This window comes from Pseudonocardia sp. ICBG601 (assembly GCF_020496245.1).
In genome coordinates, this window is sequence record NZ_JAHLJA010000183.1 from 1 (window position 1) to 22,226 (window position 22,226).

23 protein-coding genes are annotated in these 22,226 nt (G+C 71.8%); 21 read left to right on the forward strand and 2 right to left on the reverse strand.

All coding sequences use genetic code 11. The features are described 5' to 3' along the window. From KPL57_RS58485 to KPL57_RS58545, 13 genes are all read left to right on the forward strand, one after another. On the forward strand, positions 1–202 hold a 202-nt coding region (locus KPL57_RS58485), incomplete at its 5' end, for a hypothetical protein (protein ID WP_226358666.1). Further along, complete coding sequence (locus KPL57_RS58490) at positions 199–1,035, forward strand: hypothetical protein (protein WP_226358667.1); 837 nt, start codon at positions 199–201, stop codon at positions 1,033–1,035. The genes KPL57_RS58485 and KPL57_RS58490, both read left to right, overlap by 4 nt. A 147-nt stretch (positions 1,036–1,182) precedes the next feature. Continuing rightward, complete coding sequence (locus tag KPL57_RS58495; RefSeq protein WP_226358668.1) at positions 1,183–1,983, forward strand: hypothetical protein; 801 nt, start codon at positions 1,183–1,185, stop codon at positions 1,981–1,983. 78 nt (positions 1,984–2,061) lie between these two features. Further along, on the forward strand, positions 2,062–2,757 hold the full coding sequence (locus KPL57_RS58500; RefSeq protein ID WP_226358669.1) for a hypothetical protein: 696 nt from the start codon (positions 2,062–2,064) through the stop codon (positions 2,755–2,757). Continuing rightward, positions 2,754–4,286, forward strand: a complete 1,533-nt coding sequence (locus KPL57_RS58505) for an SCO6880 family protein (protein WP_226358670.1) — start codon at positions 2,754–2,756, stop codon at positions 4,284–4,286. The genes KPL57_RS58500 and KPL57_RS58505 overlap by 4 nt, the downstream gene beginning before the upstream one ends. Beyond that, complete coding sequence (locus KPL57_RS58510; RefSeq protein WP_226358658.1) at positions 4,283–5,980, forward strand: ATP-binding protein; 1,698 nt, start codon at positions 4,283–4,285, stop codon at positions 5,978–5,980. Before KPL57_RS58505 ends, KPL57_RS58510 begins: the two co-directional genes overlap by 4 nt. Beyond that, complete coding sequence (locus tag KPL57_RS58515; protein ID WP_226353128.1) at positions 5,980–7,131, forward strand: C40 family peptidase; 1,152 nt, start codon at positions 5,980–5,982, stop codon at positions 7,129–7,131. The genes KPL57_RS58510 and KPL57_RS58515 overlap by 1 nt, the downstream gene beginning before the upstream one ends. Next, positions 7,128–8,354: an acetylxylan esterase gene (locus KPL57_RS58520; RefSeq protein ID WP_226358659.1), complete on the forward strand. Its 1,227-nt coding sequence runs from the start codon at positions 7,128–7,130 to the stop codon at positions 8,352–8,354. Before KPL57_RS58515 ends, KPL57_RS58520 begins: the two co-directional genes overlap by 4 nt. A 68-nt stretch (positions 8,355–8,422) precedes the next feature. Continuing rightward, positions 8,423–8,821, forward strand: coding sequence for a hotdog domain-containing protein (locus KPL57_RS58525; protein ID WP_226358660.1), 399 nt, complete (start codon positions 8,423–8,425; stop codon positions 8,819–8,821). Between the two features lie 47 nt (positions 8,822–8,868). Beyond that, a complete protein-coding gene (locus KPL57_RS58530) occupies positions 8,869–9,093 on the forward strand; it encodes a hypothetical protein (RefSeq protein ID WP_226358661.1) in 225 nt (74 codons plus the stop codon). After that, a complete protein-coding gene (locus KPL57_RS58535) occupies positions 9,090–9,407 on the forward strand; it encodes a zf-TFIIB domain-containing protein (RefSeq protein WP_226358662.1) in 318 nt (105 codons plus the stop codon). Before KPL57_RS58530 ends, KPL57_RS58535 begins: the two co-directional genes overlap by 4 nt. A 166-nt stretch (positions 9,408–9,573) precedes the next feature. After that, the gene (locus KPL57_RS58540) at positions 9,574–11,220 is read left to right on the forward strand and encodes a hypothetical protein (RefSeq protein ID WP_226358663.1); all 1,647 of its coding nucleotides are present in this window, start codon (positions 9,574–9,576) and stop codon (positions 11,218–11,220) included. A 255-nt stretch (positions 11,221–11,475) separates the two neighbouring features. Next, positions 11,476–11,793 (forward strand): hypothetical protein, encoded by a 318-nt coding sequence (locus KPL57_RS58545; protein ID WP_226358664.1) that lies wholly within the window; start codon positions 11,476–11,478, stop codon positions 11,791–11,793. A gap of 57 nt (positions 11,794–11,850) precedes the next feature. Here the strand turns inward: KPL57_RS58545 and KPL57_RS58550 are convergent, their stop codons facing one another. Both KPL57_RS58550 and KPL57_RS73270 read right to left on the reverse strand, forming a co-directional pair. After that, positions 11,851–13,014, reverse strand: coding sequence for a DUF2637 domain-containing protein (locus KPL57_RS58550; RefSeq protein ID WP_308253184.1), 1,164 nt, complete (start codon positions 13,012–13,014; stop codon positions 11,851–11,853). Positions 13,015–14,260: 1,246 nt separating this feature from the next. Continuing rightward, the gene (locus KPL57_RS73270) at positions 14,261–15,151 is read right to left on the reverse strand and encodes a Scr1 family TA system antitoxin-like transcriptional regulator (RefSeq protein ID WP_226358671.1); all 891 of its coding nucleotides are present in this window, start codon (positions 15,149–15,151) and stop codon (positions 14,261–14,263) included. Positions 15,152–15,449: 298 nt separating this feature from the next. Here KPL57_RS73270 and KPL57_RS58560 point away from each other — a divergent pair, with 298 nt between their 5' ends. From KPL57_RS58560 to KPL57_RS58595, 8 genes are all read left to right on the forward strand, one after another. Further along, positions 15,450–15,758: a WhiB family transcriptional regulator gene (locus KPL57_RS58560; protein ID WP_226358672.1), complete on the forward strand. Its 309-nt coding sequence runs from the start codon at positions 15,450–15,452 to the stop codon at positions 15,756–15,758. Beyond that, entirely contained in the window at positions 15,755–16,168 is a 414-nt protein-coding gene (locus KPL57_RS58565) for a hypothetical protein (protein ID WP_226358673.1), read from the forward strand. The genes KPL57_RS58560 and KPL57_RS58565 overlap by 4 nt, the downstream gene beginning before the upstream one ends. Positions 16,169–16,273: 105 nt before the next feature. Further along, on the forward strand, positions 16,274–16,711 hold the full coding sequence (locus tag KPL57_RS58570; RefSeq protein ID WP_226358674.1) for a hypothetical protein: 438 nt from the start codon (positions 16,274–16,276) through the stop codon (positions 16,709–16,711). A 28-nt stretch (positions 16,712–16,739) separates the two neighbouring features. Next, entirely contained in the window at positions 16,740–17,186 is a 447-nt protein-coding gene (locus tag KPL57_RS58575; RefSeq protein ID WP_226358675.1) for a hypothetical protein, read from the forward strand. Positions 17,187–18,157: 971 nt separating this feature from the next. Then, on the forward strand, positions 18,158–18,337 hold the full coding sequence (locus KPL57_RS58580) for a hypothetical protein (protein ID WP_226358676.1): 180 nt from the start codon (positions 18,158–18,160) through the stop codon (positions 18,335–18,337). A gap of 64 nt (positions 18,338–18,401) precedes the next feature. Continuing rightward, positions 18,402–18,707 carry a hypothetical protein gene (locus KPL57_RS58585; protein ID WP_226358677.1) on the forward strand — a complete coding sequence of 102 codons (306 nt, stop codon included), beginning with the start codon at positions 18,402–18,404 and terminating at the stop codon, positions 18,705–18,707. Between the two features lie 130 nt (positions 18,708–18,837). Next, positions 18,838–21,063, forward strand: coding sequence for a hypothetical protein (locus KPL57_RS58590; RefSeq protein WP_226358678.1), 2,226 nt, complete (start codon positions 18,838–18,840; stop codon positions 21,061–21,063). Between the two features lie 70 nt (positions 21,064–21,133). Beyond that, a complete protein-coding gene (locus KPL57_RS58595) occupies positions 21,134–21,805 on the forward strand; it encodes an HNH endonuclease family protein (RefSeq protein WP_226358679.1) in 672 nt (223 codons plus the stop codon). The last annotated feature ends 421 nt before the right edge of the window (positions 21,806–22,226 follow it).

The following is a 22,226-nucleotide window of genomic DNA, read 5'->3' on the forward strand; positions in this document are numbered from 1 at the left end:
TCATCATGTCGCTGGCCGGCTGGTCCGGGTGCCGTCCTGTTTCTTCCTCGGTGTCCTGACCATCGGCGCCGGACGACTGTGGGGCAATCGGATCGCGGCGACGATCGGTGCCGGGATGGTCGGCACCTCGGTCTTGGCCGGTGTGCTCTGGGCGTCCGGCCAGAACCTGCTGAAGACGATCGCGACCGGGGACTTCGGATGACCAGCCCGTCTACGCCGCCGGTGGTGCGGGAGCCGAACCGGCGCCGCGGCTACGCGATCGCCGCCGGAGTCGGCGTCCTGGCGACACTGCTGGTCGCCGGCCTGGCCTACACCGTGACGGGCTGGATCGGGGTGCGGGACGAACCCGCACCGGCTCCCGCCGCACCACCCGCGGCGGCAGGTGTGGAGGCCCGGGAGTGGGCCTCGGAACAGGAACTCGCGGCCGCGCCGATGCTGGTGCTGCCGGAAGCCGCGAGCCAGCCGCACACGTTGACCACCGAGACGGCCGGGCCGCCGATCACGCTCCCCCGCCCGGGGGCGGGGCGTGTGGTGGGTGTGCCGTTCCCCGACAGCTTCCCCGCGACGCCGGAGGGCGCGATCGCGCAGCTGGTGGCGATGTCTCAGGCCGGGATGCTCGGTGGCGACCCGGCCGACTACGCCCGCGCGTACGACTCGATCGCGGAGGCCGGGGCGCCCCCCGGGAGGGGCGCGTTCCTGTCCTGGATCCTGACGAACTTCCGGAAGAACGCCGGGCTCCCGGCACATGGGCCGAAGCCCGGGATGTCGATCACCTGGACTCCGGCAGAGGCGCTGGTCAAGGGCCAGGTCGGAGATCGGTTCGTCGTGGTCTGTGTGCTGGGTGAGTTCACGTTTGACTTCAAGGGCCAGGTCGTGTCCGGCGGGATGGGCGACTGCGAGGCGATGCGCCGCGTCGCGACCGCCGACGGGGAGCAGTGGCGCATCGCGCGGGCCCCCAGCGCGGAGCAGGCTCCGTCGCCGTGGCCGGGGACCGCTGAAGCGGTCGCCGCCGGATACCGGGCCATCGCTCGATGACCCCCGCCAAGAGTTCCGAGGGCACCGGGCCTGAGCTGCTGGCCCGGTGGCTGGCACAGCCACCTCCCCGAGCCCGCGCCGCCCCCTGCTCCTGAACCAGATTTCTGGAGCAGTGCGTGGGGCATCGCTACCGATCCCGGCGGCGCCTTGTCCACCGCGGCGACGGAGTACGTCAAGGCCGGTGTGGTCGGTGTCCTGGAGTCGGTGTGGACGGCCGGTTTGGCGATGCTGCGCGACACCCTCGCCCTGATCGATCATCTGACGCGGTTCGATCTGGTTGCGTTGTTCGCTCCGGATCGCGGTCTGGGGCAGGTGTGGCCGGCGTTGTGGTGGCTGGCGATCCTGGTCGCTACCTGCGTGTTCTTCTCCCAGATCGTGGCGGTCGTGGCCCGGGGCGGGTGGGGGGCGTCGCGGTTGTTGCTGGGACCGGTCCATTTCGGGATCGCGCTGGCCTTCATCTTGTCGTTGTCGGCAGGCCTGGTCGCCGCGGCGGACGGGATCGCCCGCGGCCTGCTCGATCTAGCGTTGGGCTCACCGGATTTCGCCCGGGTGCTGGACCCGCCGCCGGCCGACCCGGACGCCCCGGCGGAGGAGCCGGTGACCGGTGTCGGGGCGATCTTCATCGACAACCCGGACCTGGGTGAGGGCCTGACGGAGATGACGAGGGCGATCATCATGGCGATCGCTGGGGCGCTCGGGTCGGCGGCGTCGGTCGGTTTCGCGTTCGAGATGGTCGTGCGCCAGGCGATCATCGTCATGTTGATTGCGGTATCGCCGATCGCGGCGGCGGGGTTGTTGTCGGGGGCGACGTCGGCGTGGTGGTGGCGGACCGCGCGGTGGCTGGCTGCGGCGATCCTGCTGGAACCGGCGTTGGCGTTGCTGCTGGTCATCGGTGTCGGGATGCTGGGCAGCGCCTCCGTGTGTCCGGGGTGTTGGCGGGGGCGGTGACGTTGCTGGCGGCGGTGTTTCTGCCCGTGGGCGGCCTACAAACTTCTCGCGTTCGTCGATCCGGCGACCGGCGCGGGCATGGATGTGCGGGCGGTCATGGCGCGGCGCCCGGCCCCGGCGGGGGCGGCCCGCCCCGGTGGTGTCGCAGCCGAGGAAGCGCATACGGGGCGGTTCGCCGACCACGCCCGCGCTCAGGCCGGTGGGCGTGGTGGTGTCGCGGCGGGCGCGGTGCGGGCCGGCCGCACGGTCGGCGGGGCATTGTCGGCCGGCTATCACGGGGTGGCGGCGGCGGGGTACGCCGCGGGCCGGTTGAACCAGCAGGCCGCCCAGACCGGTGTCGGGCACGGCGGCGGCTTCGTGCTGCGCCACACGCCCAGCGTCCGCCCGTCCCCGGTACCGGCCCGGCCGGCGGCGGCGCCCGATGTCGGCCACGGCGGCGCCCCGCCGCAGGTCACCCCGCCTGCTCCTGCTCCGGCGCCGGAGCTGGGCCGGGCCGCGACACGTGACCAGACCGACCGAATCCCCGACACCGGCAGCGGCGCTGGTGGCGGCGCTGGTGGCGGGGATTCGGGTGGCGCTGCGGGTGGTGAGTCTGCGCAGCGGCGGCGTGAGCTGGACCGGCTCGCCCAGCAGCAGGAGCGGGCCCCGCGCCCGGCGCCGGAGACCGACCGGCGCCCACCCAAGCCGCCACCGACCACACCGCCGCCGCCGTCCACGACACCGCCGTCCACGACACCGCCGCGGCCGCGGCCGGACACCGGGAGCGACCGATGACCACGACCGATCCCGGGCGGATGTATCGGAATCTGCACCACCGCGAAGGCGCCGGATGGCTCGCGGGCCTGTCGACCGGTCAGGCGGTCGTGGTCGGGGCCGCGTGTGTGCCGGTGGTCGTAGCGGTCGGGGCGGGGCGGTGGTCGGCCGCGTTCGGCTGGCTACTGGTCGCGGCCGGGGTGTGGGTGTTGGTGACGGTCCCGATCCGCGGCCGGCCCGCACTGTTCTGGCTGGTTGACCTGTGCATGTTCACCACAGGAGTCGCAATGAGCTGGTCCCCCTGGCAATCCCGCGCTGCGGCCGGGCGGGCCGAGGGAGACCCGGCCGCCCCGGACCTGCCGGGCGTGTTGGCCCGGTTCCGCTTCCACGACGGCCCCCCGCTCTCGGACCAACGCCTGTGCCTGATCCAGGACAGCGTCGACGGCCGGTGGGCTATCACCGGGCGGCTCACGCACTCCGGGGTGGCGATGGCGTCGGCGGGCGAGTCCGAGGGCCTGGCCGCGCAGCTCGGGACGATGTTGATCGGCGTCGCGCACCGCGAGGTCATCGACCGAGTGTCGCTGCTGGTGCGCACCGTCCCCGATGACGGCACCGACTATGCGTTGTGGCGCGAACAGCACGAGGTCGCCGACGCCCCCGAGCTGACCCGGCAGATCGCCGCGGAGATCGACCGGACTGTGGCCGCCGCGTCGGTGCGGACGGAGTTGTTCGTGACTGTGTGCGGGACCGAGCACTCACTACGCCGGGCGGCGAAAGCCGCCGGCGGCGGCGTGGCCGGCCGCGCGTATGCCCTCTACCGCGTGTTGGACGGTGTCGCCGACGCGCTACGCGGCATCGGCGTCACCGACGTGGCATGGTTGTCCTCCGCCGCGGTCGCCGAAGCCGTGCGGACGGGTTTCAATCCGGCCGCCGCAGCGCATCTGCGGCATCAGCAGCTGACTCGCCCGGACCGGGCCGGGCATCTGTCGTGGTCGATGGCCGGGCCGGTGCTGGCGCCGACCCCGGCGGCGCGGCATTACGCCCACGACGGATTCGCCACCGTCGCCTACGCCGTCCAGCCACCGGTCGGCGGCACGAGCTTCGGGTCCCTCGGACCGCTGCTGGCGGTGCGGCGGGCGGGGGAGCGGCGGTCGTTGCAGATCCACTACGAGGTCCTCGATCCCTCCCATGCCCGACGGCATGTGGCGCGCACGAGGTTCCGCGACACCCTGGTCGCGGATCTGAAGGCCGCCCGCGGGTTCGGCACGACGGTGGAGGACCAGCAGCGTCACGCTGGTGGGCACGCCCACGAGGCCGCGGTCGCGGCCGGGCACGCCCTGGTCCGCTACACCATCGCCGCCGCGACCACGGTCCCGTCGGACTGGGCGGACTGGGGCATCGAGGACGCCGCGGCCGGGATCGAGAACGACGCCGCGGACCGCTTCGGCCTGCTGCGCCTGGAACTCACCCAGGACGCCGCGTTCACCGCGGCATGCCTGCCCGTCGGCTACGGCCTCCCCGGTCTGCCGAACCGGCGGTGGCAACGATGACCCGGCTCAACAGCAGGATGTTCACGCGGCGGCGGCGGAGTGTGCCGGTGTCGCGTAGTACCGGCGAACTGCTGACCGCGTTCACCGACCTCACCACCGAACAGCTCACCGTGACTGCGGCGCCGGAGACCGGCCGCCTCGACGACGGTGTCGCCTGGAACCTCGACCCGCGCCGCGGACACCGGGAGCCCGGTCGGGGCTGGGCCCCGGTCGACGCCGCCCGACGCCTACCGGTGTTCCGGGCCACCACCGACCAGATCGGTGGGCTGTTCCCGCTGCTGGCCGCGCACGGTGTCCCCGCGGTCGGCGCCCGGATGGGTTATGACGTCTCCACCGGCGGCTCCTTCTACACCCACCCGCCCGAGTGGGTCCTGAGAAAGATCGTCACCAACCCGAACATGATGATCTTCGGGAAGCCCGGGCGGGGGAAGTCGTCGACGGTGTGTGCGTTCTGCCTGCGGATGATGCCGTTCGGCTTCAAAACCCTCATCAGTGGTGATCGGAAGGGCGAGTACACGCCGGTGCTGCGCGCACTCGGGATCGAACCGATCGCGCTCGGCCCCGGGTCACCGCGCCGCCTCAACGCCCTGGACCTCGGGCCACTACGTACGTACTGGCCGGCCTGGAGCACCGAGCGGCAACGCCGCGAACTCGACGTGATCCTCGGCCGCTGGAACCGGCTGCTGCTGTCGCTGGCCGCGGCCCAGGGCCACGTCCCGTCGGTGACCGACGAATACGTCCTGCACGCGGTCCTGCGCCGCCTGCTCGGCGCCGATGACACCACCGACCAGCTCCGCCCGGTCACGATCCCGCAGGTCACCGGCCTGCTCGCCGACCCCGACACCGACTTGTGGGCCGGGACCCGGTTCGTCGACCGCACCGAGTTCACCACGCAGACTCGGGCGGTCACCGACGCCCTGTCGAACCTGGTCACCGGGCCGCTGGCCGGGCTGTTCGACGCCGAGACGAACTTCGACCTCGACTGGGACGCCCCCATCCAATCCATGGACCTGTCCCGCCTCGACCCACTCGGCGACAAAGCCATGAACGTCGCCCTGACCTGCCTCGGGATGTGGTCGTCGATGCTCACCACCCTGCACAACACCGTCGACAACACCGGCACCGGCGGGGCGGGTGGGGCGCCGCGGATCGTGGTCCGCGACGAGGTCTGGCGCCAAATGGGCCTGGGCCTACGCGCAGTCCAGGCCATCAACGCCGACCTACGCCTGTCCCGCAGTGATCGCACCATCCAGTTATTGATCATGCACCAGCCGTCCGACCTCCACGCCGTCGGCGCCGCCGGATCACACGAGGCCGCGATCGCCCGGGACTTCCTCGCCCTGTGCTCGACGAAAATCCTCCTCGGCCAATCCGACGCCATCACCGACGACCTCGCCGACCAACTCGGCCTCTCGACCACCGAGCAGGCCGCGATCACCGGATGGGCCATGCAAGCGCAAGGCCGCGCACTGTGGAAACTCGACAACCGCCCCGGCATGAAAATCCAAACCGTCCTGTCCGCCACCGAAAAAACGATCTTCGACACCGACGCCGGAATGCGCACCGGCCCTCGCGTCGAGGCCCTGACCAGCACCGATACCACCGGAAGCCCGGACGATGACCTCCCGCGCGCCGACACCGGCGACCCCACCGGGATCGCCGGTGTCAACGACTCGTTGACGGAGGAGTCGTAGTGGGACGGGGCGTGCTGGTCGCGGGCGGGCTCGGGTTGTCGGTGGTGCTGCTGGTGACCGCCGCGATCGGCGGGCTCGCCGTGATCGCTGTGTTGGGGATCGCCGGGGGCCGGTTCGGCTGCGGACCCGACGGTGGGCTCGGCGGCGGGGCGCAGTCCGTGGACGGTGTCGAGTGGACGGGCGAGCAGACCGAGAACGCGGCCACGATCGTCGCCCGCGTCGTGGAACGACAACTACCCAGAAGAGCGGCGGTGATCGCGCTCTCCACCGTCATCGTCGAATCCCGGCTGGTCAACGTCGCCTACGGCGACCGCGACTCCCTCGGCCTCTACCAGCAACGCCCGTCCCAGGGCTGGGGCCCGCCCGCCCGGGTGCTCAACCCGGTCGCGGCCACCGACTCCTTCCTCGACCGCCTCATCGCGCTGCCCGGATGGCACACCATGGCACCGGGGACGGCGGCGCAGGCGGTGCAGCGCTCAGCGTTCCCGGATCGCTACGCGCCTCAGGAGGGCCCGGCCGCAGCGCTGGTCGACCAACTCTGGGTGGGTGCGGACAATCCCGTAGAGCTACCACGCGGCACCGACAGCTCAGTCACCACGAACGCACAACTCGCCGCGAGCGTGTATGCCTGCCCGGACTCCGGCGGCGCCGGAGTGCCGCTGCCGACCGGACCGGTCGACCCGAAGAAACTCCCGGCCGGGTTCACCCCGCCCGCCGACCCGGTCGCGCGGGCGGCGGTCGGCTACGCCCTGGCCCAGCTCGGGAAACCGTACGTGTGGGGAGGGACAGGCCCGGACGGGTTCGACTGCTCCGGACTCATGCTCGCGAGCTGGGCCGCTGCCGGTGTCGCGCTCCCAGCAGGGACGGTCAGCCAGAAACACGCCGGGACATCGGTCCGCATCCAGGACATCGCGCCCGGCGACCTGGTGTTCATCCCGGGCTCGCTCGGCACAGCCGGGAATCCTCGGCACAACGGCATGTATGTCGGACACGGCCTGATCGTCAACGCCTACGACACCACCCGCGGCGTCGTCCTACAGCCACTGTCCGACTGGGCGGACAAGGTCACCCACATCCGCCGCGTCCACACACCAGCAATCGCACCGGCGGGCACACCGGCACCGGCTGTTGCGACAGGAGCGGCCTCATGACCCGCCGCCGACGCACCGCCGTCTGCGTGGTCGCGCTCGCCGCCACGCTGGGCCTCAGCACGGGTGAGGCCGCCGCCGCAGCCACGGTAATGAGAACGAAGTCCGCAGCCGCCGCAGCGGCCCCACCCGAGCACCGTAACGCCGACCAGGACGAGGCCCGGAACGAGGGCGGTTCACCGGTCGGGCGGTGGGAGACCCAGCAGCGCCCGCAGCTCCTGCAGGCGTTCCGCGAACACGTCTACGGCCGCCCGCTGCCCCACCCGGACGCGGTCACCTACGACGTCACCGACCTCGGCGCTACCGGTGACGGGGCGGCCGGGCAGAAGGTCGTCATCGCCGTGACCGGCCCGGCCGGGACCGCCCGGTTCACCCTGCGCCTGTTCACACCGGCTGGGCGAGAGGTCCGCGGGACGTTCCTGCTCATCGACCACCGCTCCGCGGTAGACGACACCGGCTCCACCAGCGACTACGCCCCGATCTCCCAGATCGTCGGCGCCGGCTACGCCCTGGCCGCCCTCGACGCAGGCGAGGTCGCCCCGGACGACCCCGGCCGGTTCCGTGACGGTGTCATCGGCGCCTTCCACCACCCAGACGCCGAGCTGCCCGACAACGCGGGCCGGACGATCGCCGCGTGGGCGTGGGCCGCGTCCCGAGCGCTGGACTACCTCCACACCGACGACGCCACCGCCGTCGGGGTCGACCCCGGCCGGGTCGCGGTCATCGGGCACTCCCGCGGTGGGAAGGCTGCGCTGTGGGCCGGGGCGCAGGACACCCGGTTCCCCGTCGTGGTCTCCAACAACTCCGGCGCGGGCGGGGCGAAACCCGCCGACACCGGCCGCGGCGAATCCCTCGACGCCCTCACCTCGGCGTTCCCGCACTGGTTCCCACCGGTCTACCGCGCCTACGCCGACCGGACCGACACTCTGCCCATCGACCAGGACCAGCTCCTCTCGCTCGTCGCACCGGGCCGGCTGGTCGTCGCGAGCGCCACTGACGACGCGACGGCCGACCCGCAGGGCGAACACGCCGCCTACACCGCCGCCGAGCGCGCGTGGGCGCTCTACCAGCTCCCCGGCACCGGGCTCCCGAACACGGCGTGGCCACCAGCGACCGACCGGCCGTATCGCGGGCCCGGCATGTCCTACCACCTACGCACCGGTAGCCACGGCCTCACCACCGACGACTGGCGCTTCTACCTCGACGGAGACCTCTTCCGATGGTGACCACCATCCACACACAACCCGACACAACAGGACAAACCCGGACAGAAGACGACAGGGCCGGTGAGGTCGTGTCGCTGTTCTACGTCGTCCCGGACGACCAGCTCGTCCCCGACCTGCACCCACACCTCGGGGCCTTCCGCCGTGGGGAGCACGTGTTCGCGACCGGCTACCTCATCGGGCTGCTCGAAGCACCGTGCCTGACCTACCTGTGGCGCCGGGCCCGGGCCGGGCAGGCCCCGGTCGGGACCCGGGTGGAGGTGGCGCATCGGGCGCCGGCGATCCCCGGGGACCGCCTCCACGTCACCGCACGGCGCACCAGCACGACCGGCAACAGATCCGTGTTCGCGGTCACCGCGCACGACCAACACGGGGTCCTGGTCGCCGACGGCCACGTCACCGCCCAGCTGGTCGACACCACCACGTTCCGGGCTCGGCTCCGCCACCGCGCCACCGGGCGGGCGGCATGAGCCCGTTGACCAGCCAATTCACCGACCCACAAGGAGGACCGGCAGTGATGAGACGACGACACGACCACCGGGGCGGCACCTGGCGCTGGCAGCAACGACAGCGACCTGCCGCCACACCCACCGAGGACACCGAAGCAACCAGCGCCGCCGAGTCCCGGGGCGAGTACACGACCGGACAGCTGACCTGGCGCCTGGGCGAACTCGGCTTCACCCCGCCCCGCCAGGCGCGCACCGACAACGACACCGCACAGGACGGAGACGCAGCAGCATGACCAACTATCTGACCTTCCCGACCAGCGCCGCGACGACCGACGTGAACGGCCTGCGGTGGGACAACACCGCTGGTGGCTACCGGTGCCCGACCTGCAACCACGAGCCCCGGACGCTGGCGTTCGGCATGGTCGAGGCGCTGGTCTGTAGCGATTGCGCGACCTACTGGCTGGCGCCCGCCACTGACGGGCGCCGGGATCTGGAGGCCGCCGCGGGCGACTACCTCGCAGCGGGATGCCTGGACAGCGACCTGGCCAACTCCGGTGACGGCGCCGCCGCGGGCGGGGCGGTCTCGGCTGCGGCGCGGGCGGCGTAGGCCCGGTGGACCAGCACGATCCTGAAGTAGGCGGTGCGGGCGGTCCTGACCGGACCCTGGCCCGCTACTGTCTGCGTCCAAGTAATGACTGCGGCACCCTGTTCTTTTCCGAGATTCCGGGTGCCGCAGCCACCGCACTCAGCGATTGAGCAGGAGCACTGTATCCATGGCTGCAAACCGAGTCGACCTCGACCTCGACCTCGACCTCGACCAGCGGTACTCGTCGGTAGGTGCTTCGTCTTCTGCTGCTGGCCTGCGTGATCGCGGTGGCGCACGGGCGGCGGCGGTGGCGGCTCGCGCCCTGTCGATGCCCGGGTCTCGGCGCGAGCGGGACGTGGGGGATGAGTACCTGCCAGGTCGGAAGTTCCCGTACACGACGGTCGGGGACTGGGTGGCCCTGTCCGGGGTGTCACCGCGGGCGATCCAGGCCTATGTGCTGCTCCGGTCGTTCGTGAACACCCAGCGCGGTGATGAACGGGCCTGGCCGGGGCAGCGGCTCCTCGCCCGCGGCCTCGGGGTGTCCAAGGCCCACACCGTGGGCGCGGCGATCGCCGAGCTCGTCGAGATCGGCGCGGTCGATGTCGAGACCGTCGCGACCGCGACCGGGCGCCGCAACATCTACACCGTCCACGAGGCCCCACCGCCCGGCTACACCGGCCTGGCCAGCACCCAGGAACTCGCCGCGCTCGTCGCCGCCGAGGACGCCGAAGCCACCGCGAAGGCCCTCGCCGCACGCCCCGCCGGACCCCCGCCACCAGCGGCCGAGACCGCCCGCTCCTGCCCCGCCACGAACCGCGCCACGAACCGCGCCGCGACCCGGGCGCGCCGCCGCACCACCGCCGCCGTAAGCCACGACACGACCCGATCCGGTCAAGAACCCGCAGGTCGCAGGGGGTATGCCGCAAAATCGGCAGATCCCCCAAACGGGGGACACGACGAGTCGTTAGCATTGGGGGGATATGCCGATTTTGCGGCAGATGGGTCTGCCGAAAAACCGGCACAGAACGACCCGAAGTTGAACGACCCGAAGGGGGGAGGGCGCGAGCGTGCACGAACCGCTCGGCCGCCGAGGTCTCCGGGCCCGTCCACGCCCCCCCAGAGCCCTGCACTCGAGCCAGGACCCGCACCCGCGGCGGAGACGGCCGTGGCGCAGTCCCCGATCGCGACCCCGGCAGCAGACGGCGCTGAGGCGGCACTGGTGAGCGAACTGGGAGCGGTGACCGCGGCACTGGCCCAGGTCGCCGCGCAGCTCTCCACCACCCTGGCCGCGCACCCGACCGCCGCACCGCTCCCGACCCCGACCGGCGGCGCGCTACCCGCGATCGCTACCGCTCCGGACCAGGCCCGGCCCGACACCTGGAAATGCGCCCGGCACCTCGCCGCACCAGATCCCCAGGATCGGCCCTGTGGCGGCTGTGGAGCGGTCCGCCGCCACCACGAGGCACTCCGAGACCTCCAGGTCGCCGAAGCCGCTCAGAAGCGCTCTGAGACCGCGCAACACGCACGCCGGCAGATCGCCGACTGCACCGAATGCGACGAGTACGGCTACGTCCTCGACCCGCACGACCCCGCCGGCGGCTCCTACGACCCACCACTGCGCTGTCACCACGACCGCCCCGCCACCGACCGCATCACCGAAGACGAACAACGCCGGGCCACCCAGGCCGCCGCCGCGCAGCCCTACCAGCGCTCGGCCGCCACCCTCGCCCTGATCGAGTCCACCCGTGTCCACCTCCTGAACCGCACCAGCACCCGCACCAGCACCCCGGCCACGACCGGCCGGCGGCGACTCAACCCGAAAGCATGGCGATAACCAGACAAACCGGACACAATCGGGCAAACCCGACATCCGCCGGCGGGTGGTGCCCGGTGCACGGAAGACGCTGCCGAGCCGAAGACGGTGTCGAAAACGGTGCTGCCGCGTCGCTTCCGGTCCTCACCCGCCGAGGGCGGGCTGCGGTCCGGATCGACTTGCCCACGAACCCAGCCGCCGCCGGCCAGAGCAGCAACGCCGCAGCACCCGGGACCTGCTCACACGACCACGTCACCTGTCGCGCACAGTGCACACATGAACACACCATGCAACGATCCCCGTGGCGATCGGCTGCCCTGGCCGACCTGGATGTCCGGACCCGACCGCGTCGCCGCTGAAGCCGCGGCTACCGCCGACACGGTGGTGTTCAACCGCGCTGCCCTGCATGACGACCTGGCACACGACCACCGTGCCCGGCCTCGTGCCGCAGCTCAGCCGCCCACGAGGACCGCCACGTCATCGGCTGCCACGTCATCCACGGCCCGGCCGGACACCGGGCCGTGGCTCACACTCATGGTCCTCGGCCTGGTCATCGTCGCCGCGATGCTCACCATCACCGTGATCTGGAACTGAAGGTCTCCGCTACGCCGGGCCCGCCACCGGGCTGCTGCCCGCTCCTCGACGGCGCGGTCAGGCCGGGACCATCCGCGCGTCCACCCGACCAGACCGAGCAGCCGCACCGCCGGATGCGCCGGCGCGCGGCGCGGGGAGGCCGTGTTCAGCGGGCGGGAGCATTCCGCGGTCGCGCAGGCTGCGCTTGGCCTTCGCAGCGGTCCGGTTCCCGCCGATCATCCGGTCGACCTCCGACAACGACAGGTCCTCCCCACGCGTCCAGGCCGCAACGAACAACGCCTCGGCCTTGGCCTGCTTCGTCTCACCCGCCGCAATCTCGACACCAACACCAGTCCGCTGGCCCACACCCACGCCCACGCCCACGCCCACGCCGTCGCCGCAGCCATCGGTCTCGGCGGAGCCGGCTCGCCGCACCGGGACCGGTGTCACCACAGGCAACGGGGCCGTGTCGCCCTGGCCGCCGGCGCTCGGGTCGTCATCGGCCGGATCCACCGGCTGCACCGGCAGCGCCGCCGCCGCCGAGGCCTGGGAGCCCTCAGCACGCTCCCCGCCCGACGCAGCGACTGCGCCGTCGCCGTCGGGCGAGGCGTGGCCGGCGCGGCCGCTCGGAGCTGTCCACCGAGGCGCGGCAGCAGCGACGGTCCGCGTCGCCGCACGGGCCGCCGCACGGGTGGGCCGCAGCACGATCGCGATCAATTCCAGACTGATCGCGAACGCCACCGGCGGGAACAACGCCACCATCCACGCCGCCACCGACGCCAAATGCGATCCGGTACGCGCCCATTCGCTCTCCGGGACGACAGACGCGGCGTTCGCCAGCAACGTCACGAACATCCCGAACGCGAATGCCGCCCACGGCCCGAACCCGACCCGCTCCCCCCGCGTCCGACGTGACCACACCACCACCAACGCCGCCGCGAGGAGCCCGTCCACCGACAGCGGCAGCCAATACGCCAACGCCGACCCCGGATTGAACCGGGCCGCGACCTCCTGCAAATGCCAATACGACGCCACCGCCGCCGGAAGACCCACAGAACCCACCACAAGCACCGCAAGAACACGCGGCCACACCGACGCCCACAAACCCGGGCGAACACGACCCGACTGCGGTGGGCTCTCCTCCGAGATCGGCTGCTGCTCCCGCCGAGCCCACCGCTCACCGACAGAGCTCTCGCCACCCTCGCCGATTCCGCTCATGGGCCTGAGTTCATGAACAGTCATGACCGATCCCTCGTCTCTGCCGCGCCAGTGGTGGCACACACGACATTACACGACCCCGCCGCCCATGAATTCACTGGCGGCCGCGAGGCAAAGAACAGAGCAGCCCGAGACAAGGAAACCCAGACCCAAGCTCGGGAAGCTCGATAACCGACGCGAAGAAGAGCGACCGTCCAGTCTGCCGCGCGCCCGGCCCGCGCCGAGGGGGTGCGCCCGGTTCTGGGGGGGGTGCGCCGAGGGGGTGCGCCGAGGGGGTGCGCCGAGGGGGTGCGCCGAGGGGGTGCGCCGAGGGGGTGCGCCCGGTTCTGGGGGGGGGTGCGCCGAGGGGGTGCGCCGAGGGGGTGCGCCGAGGGGGTGCGCCCGGTTCTGGGGGGGGTGCGCCGAGGGGGTGCGCCGAGGGGGTGCGCCGAGGGGGTGCGCCGAGGGGGTGCGCCGAGGGGGTGCGCCGAGGGGGTTCTGGGGGGGGTGCGCCGAGGGGGTGCGCCGAGGGGGTGCGCCGAGGGGGTGCGCCGAGGGGGTGCGCCGAGGGGGTGCGCCCGGTTCTGGGGGGGGTGCGCCGAGGGGGTGCGCCGAGGGGGTGCGCCGAGGGGGTGCGCCCGGTTCTGGGGGGGGTGCGCCGAGGGGGTGCGCCGAGGGGGTGCGCCGAGGGGGTGCGCCGAGGGGGTGCGCCGAGGGGGTGCGCCGAGGGGGTGCGCCCGGTTCTGGGGGGGGTGCGCCGAGGGGGTGCGCCGAGGGGGTGCGCCGAGGGGGTGCGCCGAGGGGGTGCGCCCGGTTCTGGGGGGGGTGCGCCGAGGGGGTGCGCCGAGGGGGTGCGCCGAGGGGGTGCGCCCGGTTCTGGGGGGGGTGCGCCGAGGGGGTGCGCCGAGGGGGTGCGCCCGGTTCTGGGGGGGTGCGCCGAGGGGGTGCGCCGAGGGGGTGCGCCCGGTTCTGGGGGGGGTGCGCCGAGGGGGTGCGCCGAGGGGGTGCGCCGAGGGGGTGCGCCGAGGGGGTGCGCCGAGGGGGTGCGCCGACAAGACATGGGCTTACGGTCTGAGCATCGCCCCGGCAGCGAACGGCCTGGAAGAGCCGACCCCAGAGGCCGCCGCGCTTGCGTGCGTCACGCTCTGTGCTTGTCCAGCGGGTGGACAAACCACTGGACAAAGACTGGGCAAACGGCTGGGCTCCGGCGTCCTACGCGTGCGCGTGCACGCGCACGCGTAGGACGCACGCTAGCACGCTCGGCTCGTTGTCCAGCTGGACAACTGGACAATCACGCACCGTCACGCTCACCGTCGGCGTCGCTGGCACCGGACCCGCCGCTGCCCATCTCCCGAGCGAGACTCTCGACGAACTCGATCGCCTGGTCACCACGCCAGCTGTGTCGCTGACAGGAACGGAAGAGATTCACGTGACGTTCCACGACCTCGCCCTTGTCGCTGACATCTACATCGTCAGAGGACGCAACTAAATTAGCAGCATCAGCGTTCGGCGCTAGGTAGACAGAAAAGTTCACCCCCTCTCTCATTTCTTGGACGCTATCCGGCAGAACCGCCAGGTCGAGTCGACGCTGCCTCGCTAGTGACTGAATTCTATTCAATTGATCTAGCATTACTGCCGAATTTCCCAGCGGTCGCCGCAGGGAACTTTCACCGAGGATGACCTCCAAGTGGCTCCCCTCCCTGTACAGCACCTCTTGGCGTAAGACACAAGAAGAGAGCCAGCTATCGACGCCCCTCTTCGAGAGCGTCGAATTGAGTCGAACAAATCGACGCGCGTATGCTGCTGTCTGTAGTACTTCGGGAATGAATGAATGATTCAGCACTAAGGCGCCCGAGGCCTCCAACTCGATCGCTGCGCGATCAGTGCGCCGGGACTTCCATCCTGCGAGAGAGGGAGTCCGTGGAGGCAGGGGGGCACGAGAGGCTGCCGAGACAAGGCTCAGCACCTTCCCGTGCTCGCCTACGGGCGCCCCTGTTGCCTGGAGCCATCTCTCTGCGTCCTCTGAGGGAATTCCAATGTTTCCTGATTCAATCCTGCTAATGCGTGACTGATCGCAGTCAAGCAGCGCCCCTAACTCACGGCCGGATAGTCCTGCCGCCATGCGATAGCGGCGCAACCTCTCTCCCAGCTGAGAACGCTCAGTGGCTCGACTGGTCGTCACGGTTCACTCCCTCCAATGTCGCGGCCGACCGGTCCTGCGAAGACGTCGTGGCCTTCGCAGTGGAGACCGCCGTCACGACCTCGGTCACGTCGACCGTCGAGGACGAGCCAGCCTTGATCGACGTTAGAGCGCAGGGGGTCTGGGAGCACTCTTGACGTGCCCGGAGAGGTCCTGCACACTCAGCAGTGCGCATGTGGTCGATGCGATTTCGCATCGACCTGGAGGTGGTCGGGCCCCAACGGGCGGTATCCCGCTGAGGCCCTTATAGGCCGCCCTGGAGTGCTAGGAGGCGACCTACGTGGTCGAGCGTAGTCCTGTCTTTGACGACGATCCGGGACCTGTAGTCCCGGTCCCGCCTGTGTTGGTGTCGCATCCTGGGCGGCACTGCCTGGGTGTCGATACCGAGGTGTTCTTCCCGGTCAGTGAGCTGGGCGTGTTGCAGGCCCGGCTGGTGTGCACCGGGTGCCCGGTGCGTGTCGCGTGCCGGGAGTGGGCGACAGCGACGGGCCAGTACGGCATCTGGGGCGGCACCACCGCCGACGAGCGTGACACGGCCCGTCGCGCGGAGATCGGCGTCGTGGCTGCCCGGTCGGCGGTGGCGGCATGACCACGCCCACTACCGCGCCGCCCATCGAAGCGGCGGATGCTGTTGTTCCGGTGTTGCGGGCGCGAATTGCGCACACGATCCTGCGCCGGGTCGAGGCCCAGCGGGCCCGGTTCGTCACCGCCTACGGCCGTGCCACCACACCGATCGATCGAGTCGCTGCCGCGTTGGTCGCGGTCCGCGCCGCGCTCCCGGCCACAGTCACACGCCCGCTGGCGGAGTCGGCCGAGGTTGGTCGTCGGCTGGACCGGATCGCCGACGACCTCGCCGACCTGCTCACCGAACTGCACACCGCGCAGGAAGCCGCCGCAGCAGCCGCGATCAGGACGAAGCAACGCACCGCGGCCCGCAGCCAGGCCCGCCGCGAGCAGCGCCAAACCGCCGCCCTCGACACGAGCGGTGAGCAGCGGTGAAGGTCCGCGGCCGGTGCGTGCTCTGCACGCGGTCATTCGAGTTCCCGCAGGACGGGGCCCGTCCGTCGCAGATCTGTGGCCGCTGTCATCGTCGGAAGGTGGGAGGTGGTCGTCGTGCCGCAGCCCGCATCTGACCAGCAGAAGGGCGAGTCCGCTCCGGAGCGGCCGGGTCTCTACGTCGTCGACCCGAGCACCGCGCCGCCCACCGGCGGCGAGGACCAGGCGGCTGGCCCGGCGGAGCCGGGATTGAAGCCGCTGGCGCCGTGGGACCAGCGCATCGCCCAGCTCGTCAGTGACGTGGTGGAGGCCCGCCCGCGGTGGAACGAGGCACCACCCTCGTACGCCCAGACCTGGGCCTACTCACGGTCCGGGGACTGGACCACCAGCACCAATCCGCTGGTGAGGGCCGTGCACGCGGCGCTGACGCTGGCCGCGCTGGCGGTGGTGTTCCCGCTGGACTGGGTGTCGAACGTGGTCCGGGACAAGCCGTCCGGCTTCGTGCTCACCGTTGTCGTTGTCGCCCTACTCGCCCTCGCCCTCTAGAAGGAGGCGATCTGTTGTGTCGTGGTCGATGTTCATTCCGAGTTCGATGCCCGCGCTCGGCGCGCTGGCCCTGGTCCTGGCGATCGTCCTGGTCTATCTGGACGTGCCTGGGAAGGGCGTGGACTGGGAGAAGGTCGCCGCGGTGTTGGCGGTGGTCGGCGGGTTCGGCGTCGGCGGCGCCTCGGCCGGCTGGTTCGGCGGTCTGTTCACCGCCCTGTCCGGTGGCGCGCTGACCGGGGCCGGGCAGGCCACCGCCCAACTGGTCGGTGTGTCCGCGGTGGGCGCGGTCGCCGCCGGCGCGGGCCTGTGGGCCTACAGCCGCCTACGCGGCTCCGGGATCACCGCCGCCACCAGGACGAAGTCGCTGCTGGTCGTCGCCGCTCTCGCGCTGGTCGGCACGGTCCTGGCCGGTGTCCCGCGCTTGTACAGCGCGGCGGACACCTTCATCGCCGCCCTCGCGGCATCGCTGACCTGATGACCGGTCTAGCTACAGGCCGATACAGCGCTAGAGAAGAGAGGAGTAGCTGGTGGAGGCGTTTTTCCTGACCTGTGTCGTGGTCGCGTTCTTCGTGACCAAGGGCCGCACCGACACCGCCGCCTACAGCAACGGCAAAGAACCACCCGGGCTGGCACGAGCCCGGATGCGCCACGAGAACGCAGGCGGTGCCCGTACCGCGTCGGGCCGTCCGACCGGGCGCGGCGCGTTCGGACTGCTGGTCGCCTCGCGGTGGGCGAACGCGTGCCGGGCCGCGCAGCACCGTGGTGAGCATCGGGCGGCGCGTCGGCGGGCGTGGTTCGATGCCACCGCCCCGTCCCGGGATGAGCGTTGGCGCGCGGTCCAGCAGCGGCGTATGGAGCGGGCGGATCGGGCGCGGGCCCGGTGGGCACAGGCCCGCGGCCTGCTCCCCACCACCACCACCACCACCACCGGCACCGGCACCGGCACCGGCACCGGCACCGGCACCGGCACCGGCACCGGCACCGGCACCGGCACCGGCACCGGCACCGGCTCCGACGGTGCGGGCGGTGGCAGCGGGGCGAGCGGCACCGGTTCGGCCGGGCCTGCGGGGGTGACGAGCCCGGAGCCGTGGGGACGCCGCCGTCACGCCCGGGCCACCGGCCCCGCCACCGGATCGGCGGGCGGGGCGGCGGTGTCGACTGATGATTCTGGTCTGCCCGGCCCGTCGGCGGCTGAGCAGGTTCCGGTGGCCCGCCCGGCCCCGGACAGGGCCGGCGCCCTCGACGACCTGCCCACCACGGATCCGGAGGCGGCACCGGCGTCGTCTTCATCCGGCACGTCCCCGTCGGCGGCGCCGCCGTCGACGGTCCCCAGCACTGCTTCTTCTGGAGGTTCAGGGATGTATGAGGCCGCTGTTGCCCGGTTGATCGCTGCGGCGGATGCGTGTGGCGTCTACCAGACCCAGCTCTCGGCGTTCACTGACCGGCTTGCTGGGGACGGCTGGGGGGGGGCAGGTCACCGGCCCACTCTCGGATTCGCTGTCCGGGCTGAACGCCGCCGAGGGCCTGTACCGGGGGCTGGCCGAGCAGATGCGCGCCCAGGGCGACCGCGGGCGGGACGCCTACGACCAGGCGCCGTACGTGCCGGGCCCGCACGCCGTCCTCTAACCGGCGCCGTCTCTCGGCGCCTGACCAGCACACACACAGCCACAGGCATAGACACGGAGTGGAGATGGTGGAGATGGCTTCACTGGATGGGGACGGCAACTTCGAGTTCGCCTCGGCCGCGTTGCGGGACGCAGCGTCGGACCTGGAGCAGCTCGTGGCGACGCACCGGTCGATCACCGATGAGTTCGAAGGCCACGGCTGGACCGGGATGGACGGCCTCGACGGCGCGGGCACGCAGATCGGCGCGGTGATCGACAACCTCACGACTGCGGCGGAGCGGATCGGTGTGGGCGGGCAGATCGTGCGGGACGCGCTCACCTCGAATCACATGATCACGCGTGCGTCGAAGGCGTCGCTGGGACACGGCTGACCGCCTGGTGGGTTTCGAGTCCCGCCCAGGCATCCCGGCAGCCGCCGGTGTCTGGGCGGGTGCTCCGGCCCCATCAGCGGCTCCATCAGCACGGTTCTGACCAGCAGAAAAACAGGAAGGGAGGACCGTCATGGCCCGTTCAACGAAGTCCACGCAGACGATCACGCGGAAGACGCGGTTCGAGCATGCCGCTCGGCTCGCGGCGGCGCGTGCCGAGGTGCGGGCGCAGGCCCGCCAGACCGCCCGCGACCGCGACGGTGCTGTCGCCGACACGACGACCGCGGCCGGTGCGGGCGCGGCTTCGGTGTTCTGGTCGCGGTTGACGAGCACGGTCGTTCCGGCCGGTGTCGACACGGCCGACGACGCTGCTGGTGGTGGTGATGATCGGGCGGAGAACGCGCGTCGAGTCCTGGTCGCGGATCGGAACCGGCGCCGGCGGTGGCCGTGGATCCCGGCCGCGGTCGGCGGGGCGGCGGGGATGGGCGGGCACTGGCTCGGCGCCGGAGCAGCGGCAGTAGCGGATGTGGGGCCGGCGGTGTTGGCGGTCCCGGCGGCGGTGGTGCCGGTGGGTGCGGCGGCGGTGGTCGCGGCCCGTTACCGATCCTCGGTGGGCCGGTGGTGGCCCGATTTGGTCGCCGGGGTGGTGGGCGCGTCAGCGCTGGCCTACGGCCTGGCCGCGACTGGTCCGTCCCCGCTGCTCGGTGCGGCGGCGGTCGTGGGGACCACGGTGCTGGGGGCTCGGTGGTGGCGGGTGCATCCGCTCGGGCCGCGTGTTGCGGCGTTGGCGGCGCCGGTGGTGCCGCCGCCGGCGCTGCGGGATCCGGATCTGGATGCGTTGTGTCGGGCGTGGGCGGAGACGAATGGTTCGAAGGACGGGAAGGTTCCTGGGTCGCGGTTGACCGGCCGCGCCGACGATGCGCACACGACGACCTTCGATGTGGTTCTGCGGCCGGGTGCGCACACCGTGGAGGATCTGGTGACTCATCGGGTGCGGCTGGCCGGTGGGCTCGGCCTCGACGCCGACCGGGTCCTGTTCGCCCCGGGACGCCCCGGGCAGGGCGCGAACCGGGCACGGTTGACGATCATCCACACCGACCCGGTCGCCGACACCCGGCTGTTCACCGCCCCGAAGGTCGTCGACGGGACGATCAAGGGCGTGGGCCGGTCGATCGACGGTTCCGGTGAGGTGGATGTGCTGATGTGGGACGACGGCGGCACCGTGCCGACCGCGGTCGTCGGCTCGACCGGCGGTGGGAAGTCCGGGGCGACGAACATCCTGACCACCGCCGCGTTGTCGACCGGTGTGCTGAACCTGCTCTACGCCGACCCGAAAGGGAACTCCTCGACCGCGCTCGCGGCGCGGGCGCGGGTCGCGGTGATCGGGAAGCAGAACGTGCTCGCGCTGCCGCGGCTGGTCACGGCGATCCTGGAGGCGCGGGCACAGATCGCCGCCGAACAGCGCTCCGACCTGATCTTCCCCAGCGAGCAGGTTCCTGGGTGGACGTTCCTGCATGACGAGTACTCCTTCGTCGCCCACGACCCGAAGGTCGCCGCGTTGTGGACCGAGACGGTCAACACGGTGCGTGCGCTGGGGATCTGGTTGGTCGGGTTGAACCAGTCCCAGGGACAGGGCGCGTGGGGCGGGGACCACGCCCGCTCGGCGTTCGCCTCGCAGGTGATCGCGTTCCGGACGAACTCGAAATCCTCGTCGGATCTGGTGCCCGGTCTGCTGTTCGACCCGGCAGAGCTCCCGCTCAATGATGGGCGGCCGCGGCGCCCGGTGCCCGGGATGGCCGTCCACGCCCATCTGGATGCCCCGGTCCGCTGGGACTGGCTGCCCAGCGATGCGGACGCGGCCCGGATGGTCAGCAAAGGTCTCCCGGCGCCGGCACTGACCGCGTCGACCGCGTTCGACCGGTACTTCAACCAGCCGGAGTTGCATCCACTCGACGAGGCGGCGGTCACCAGCGTCCTCGGCCCGCCCGTGAACGGGCGGTGGCAGGTCGGTGGGCTGGGCGCCACCCACACTCTCGGCGACGCCGGCAGCGGCGCTGGTGGAGCCGCTGTCGTCGTCCCGCCCGGTCGGGGGGGCCGCCGGGCTCCCTGGGGGAGCCGCGGCGTCGAGGCCGGCGGCGAGTCTGCCGCTCCGGTGGAACCGGCAGAGGTGGTGTTGTCCCCGGTGCAGGCCGAAGTCCTCGCGCTGATCGCGGCCGGGACGGCGACGACCGGGAACCTCGTCGATGCTGCGACAGCGTCGAAAGCTGCGGTGCATGACGCCCTGGACGCGTTGATCGGTTACGGCCGGATCATCCGGGTCGCGCGGGGCCGCTACCAGGCCGCCGGGGACCGGTCGTGACGGCGCCGGTAGCCGGACATTCCGGCTATCCCGTGTCGAACAGGGCGGACGATAGGGAAGGATCGCTGCGGTGACCCGGACCTGGACTGTGCTGTTCACGGTGCTCGCGGCGGCGGTGTTCGTGCTGGTCGAGATCTGGGCCGCCCGCGAGGAGACCGACACCGCCGCTGCCGACACCGGAACATCGACGACGACGGCGGGGCCGTCGGTTCCGGAGATGGTGACCGCGTCCGGCCCGGTCGACCTGTCGGCGCTCCGGATTGCCCCGGACCGGCACGGTCGCGACTACCGCCGGGAGGCGTTCGGGCCCGGGTGGGCCCCCGCGGTCGGGCCGGGCTGCGATGTCCGCGACGCGGTCCTGGCCCGCGACCTGACCGCCACCACCGTGGCCCGCGGCTGCGACGTGACCGCCGGGACGCTGCAGGATCCGTACAGCGGCCAGACCGTGACCGGGTCGAGCAGGCAGATCGACATCGACCACGTCGTCCCGCTCGCCCTGGCCCATCGCACCGGCGCACACGCCTGGACCGACCAGCAGCGCGAGGTGTTCGCGAACGACCCGGACAACCTGCGCGCCACCACCGCGGCGGTCAACCGAGCAAAGTCCGACCACGGGCCCGAGCACTGGATGCCGCAGGTCGACGCGTGTGCCTACGCCCACGACTTCGCCCGAGTCGCCACCCGCTACCAGCTCACGGTCACCGCGGCGCGGGCGTCGGCGCTGCAGCAGGCCTGCACGTGATCTGTCCGGCGTGTCGCTGATGGCTGACTTGCCAAGTCAGTCTATTGCAGTACGGTTGGGGTGTTGGGTGGAGTGCGAGTTGTGGAGGGTAGTGCGGTGCGGTCGGATGTTGCTGAGTGGCTCGGTGCTGGCGCTGGGGATGTCACCGAGGCGCAGTCTGAGCGGATCGCGGCGGCGTTTGATGCGATCGAGTCTCGGTATGCGGATCGGGATGAGGTGGAGGAGCGGGCTGAGGCTCGGGCTGCTGCGGTGCAGGTGGCGCTGGGTGTCAAGACCCTGGAGGCGATTTCGGGGCGGTGGCATCGGGCTAAGCGGGCTGAGCGGTTGCGGATGGCGAGAGTGACGGGGGCGTTGATCGCCACGCCGGGGTCTGAGCAGTCGCTGGTTGAGCGTTCCGGTGCGGCCCGGATGACCGTCCGTC

Excerpts from the sequence above, each read along its gene's own strand:
- KPL57_RS58575 (WP_226358675.1), top strand. The coding sequence starts at position 16,740 with ATGTTCATTCCGAGTTCGATGCCCGCGCTCGGCGCGCTGGCCCTGGTC.
- KPL57_RS58505 (WP_226358670.1), top strand. The coding sequence starts at position 2,754 with ATGACCACGACCGATCCCGGGCGGATGTATCGGAATCTGCACCACCGC.
- KPL57_RS58565 (WP_226358673.1), top strand. The coding sequence starts at position 15,755 with ATGACCACGCCCACTACCGCGCCGCCCATCGAAGCGGCGGATGCTGTT.
- KPL57_RS58520 (WP_226358659.1), top strand. The coding sequence starts at position 7,128 with ATGACCCGCCGCCGACGCACCGCCGTCTGCGTGGTCGCGCTCGCCGCC.
- KPL57_RS58545 (WP_226358664.1), top strand. The coding sequence starts at position 11,476 with ATGAACACACCATGCAACGATCCCCGTGGCGATCGGCTGCCCTGGCCG.
- KPL57_RS58550 (WP_308253184.1), bottom strand. The coding sequence starts at position 13,014 with ATGACTGTTCATGAACTCAGGCCCATGAGCGGAATCGGCGAGGGTGGC.
- KPL57_RS58500 (WP_226358669.1), top strand. The coding sequence starts at position 2,062 with ATGGATGTGCGGGCGGTCATGGCGCGGCGCCCGGCCCCGGCGGGGGCG.
- KPL57_RS58490 (WP_226358667.1), top strand. The coding sequence starts at position 199 with ATGACCAGCCCGTCTACGCCGCCGGTGGTGCGGGAGCCGAACCGGCGC.
- KPL57_RS58510 (WP_226358658.1), top strand. The coding sequence starts at position 4,283 with ATGACCCGGCTCAACAGCAGGATGTTCACGCGGCGGCGGCGGAGTGTG.
- KPL57_RS58590 (WP_226358678.1), top strand. The coding sequence starts at position 18,838 with ATGGCCCGTTCAACGAAGTCCACGCAGACGATCACGCGGAAGACGCGG.
- KPL57_RS58540 (WP_226358663.1), top strand. The coding sequence starts at position 9,574 with ATGGCTGCAAACCGAGTCGACCTCGACCTCGACCTCGACCTCGACCAG.
- KPL57_RS58585 (WP_226358677.1), top strand. The coding sequence starts at position 18,402 with ATGGTGGAGATGGCTTCACTGGATGGGGACGGCAACTTCGAGTTCGCC.
- KPL57_RS58530 (WP_226358661.1), top strand. The coding sequence starts at position 8,869 with ATGAGACGACGACACGACCACCGGGGCGGCACCTGGCGCTGGCAGCAA.
- KPL57_RS58535 (WP_226358662.1), top strand. The coding sequence starts at position 9,090 with ATGACCAACTATCTGACCTTCCCGACCAGCGCCGCGACGACCGACGTG.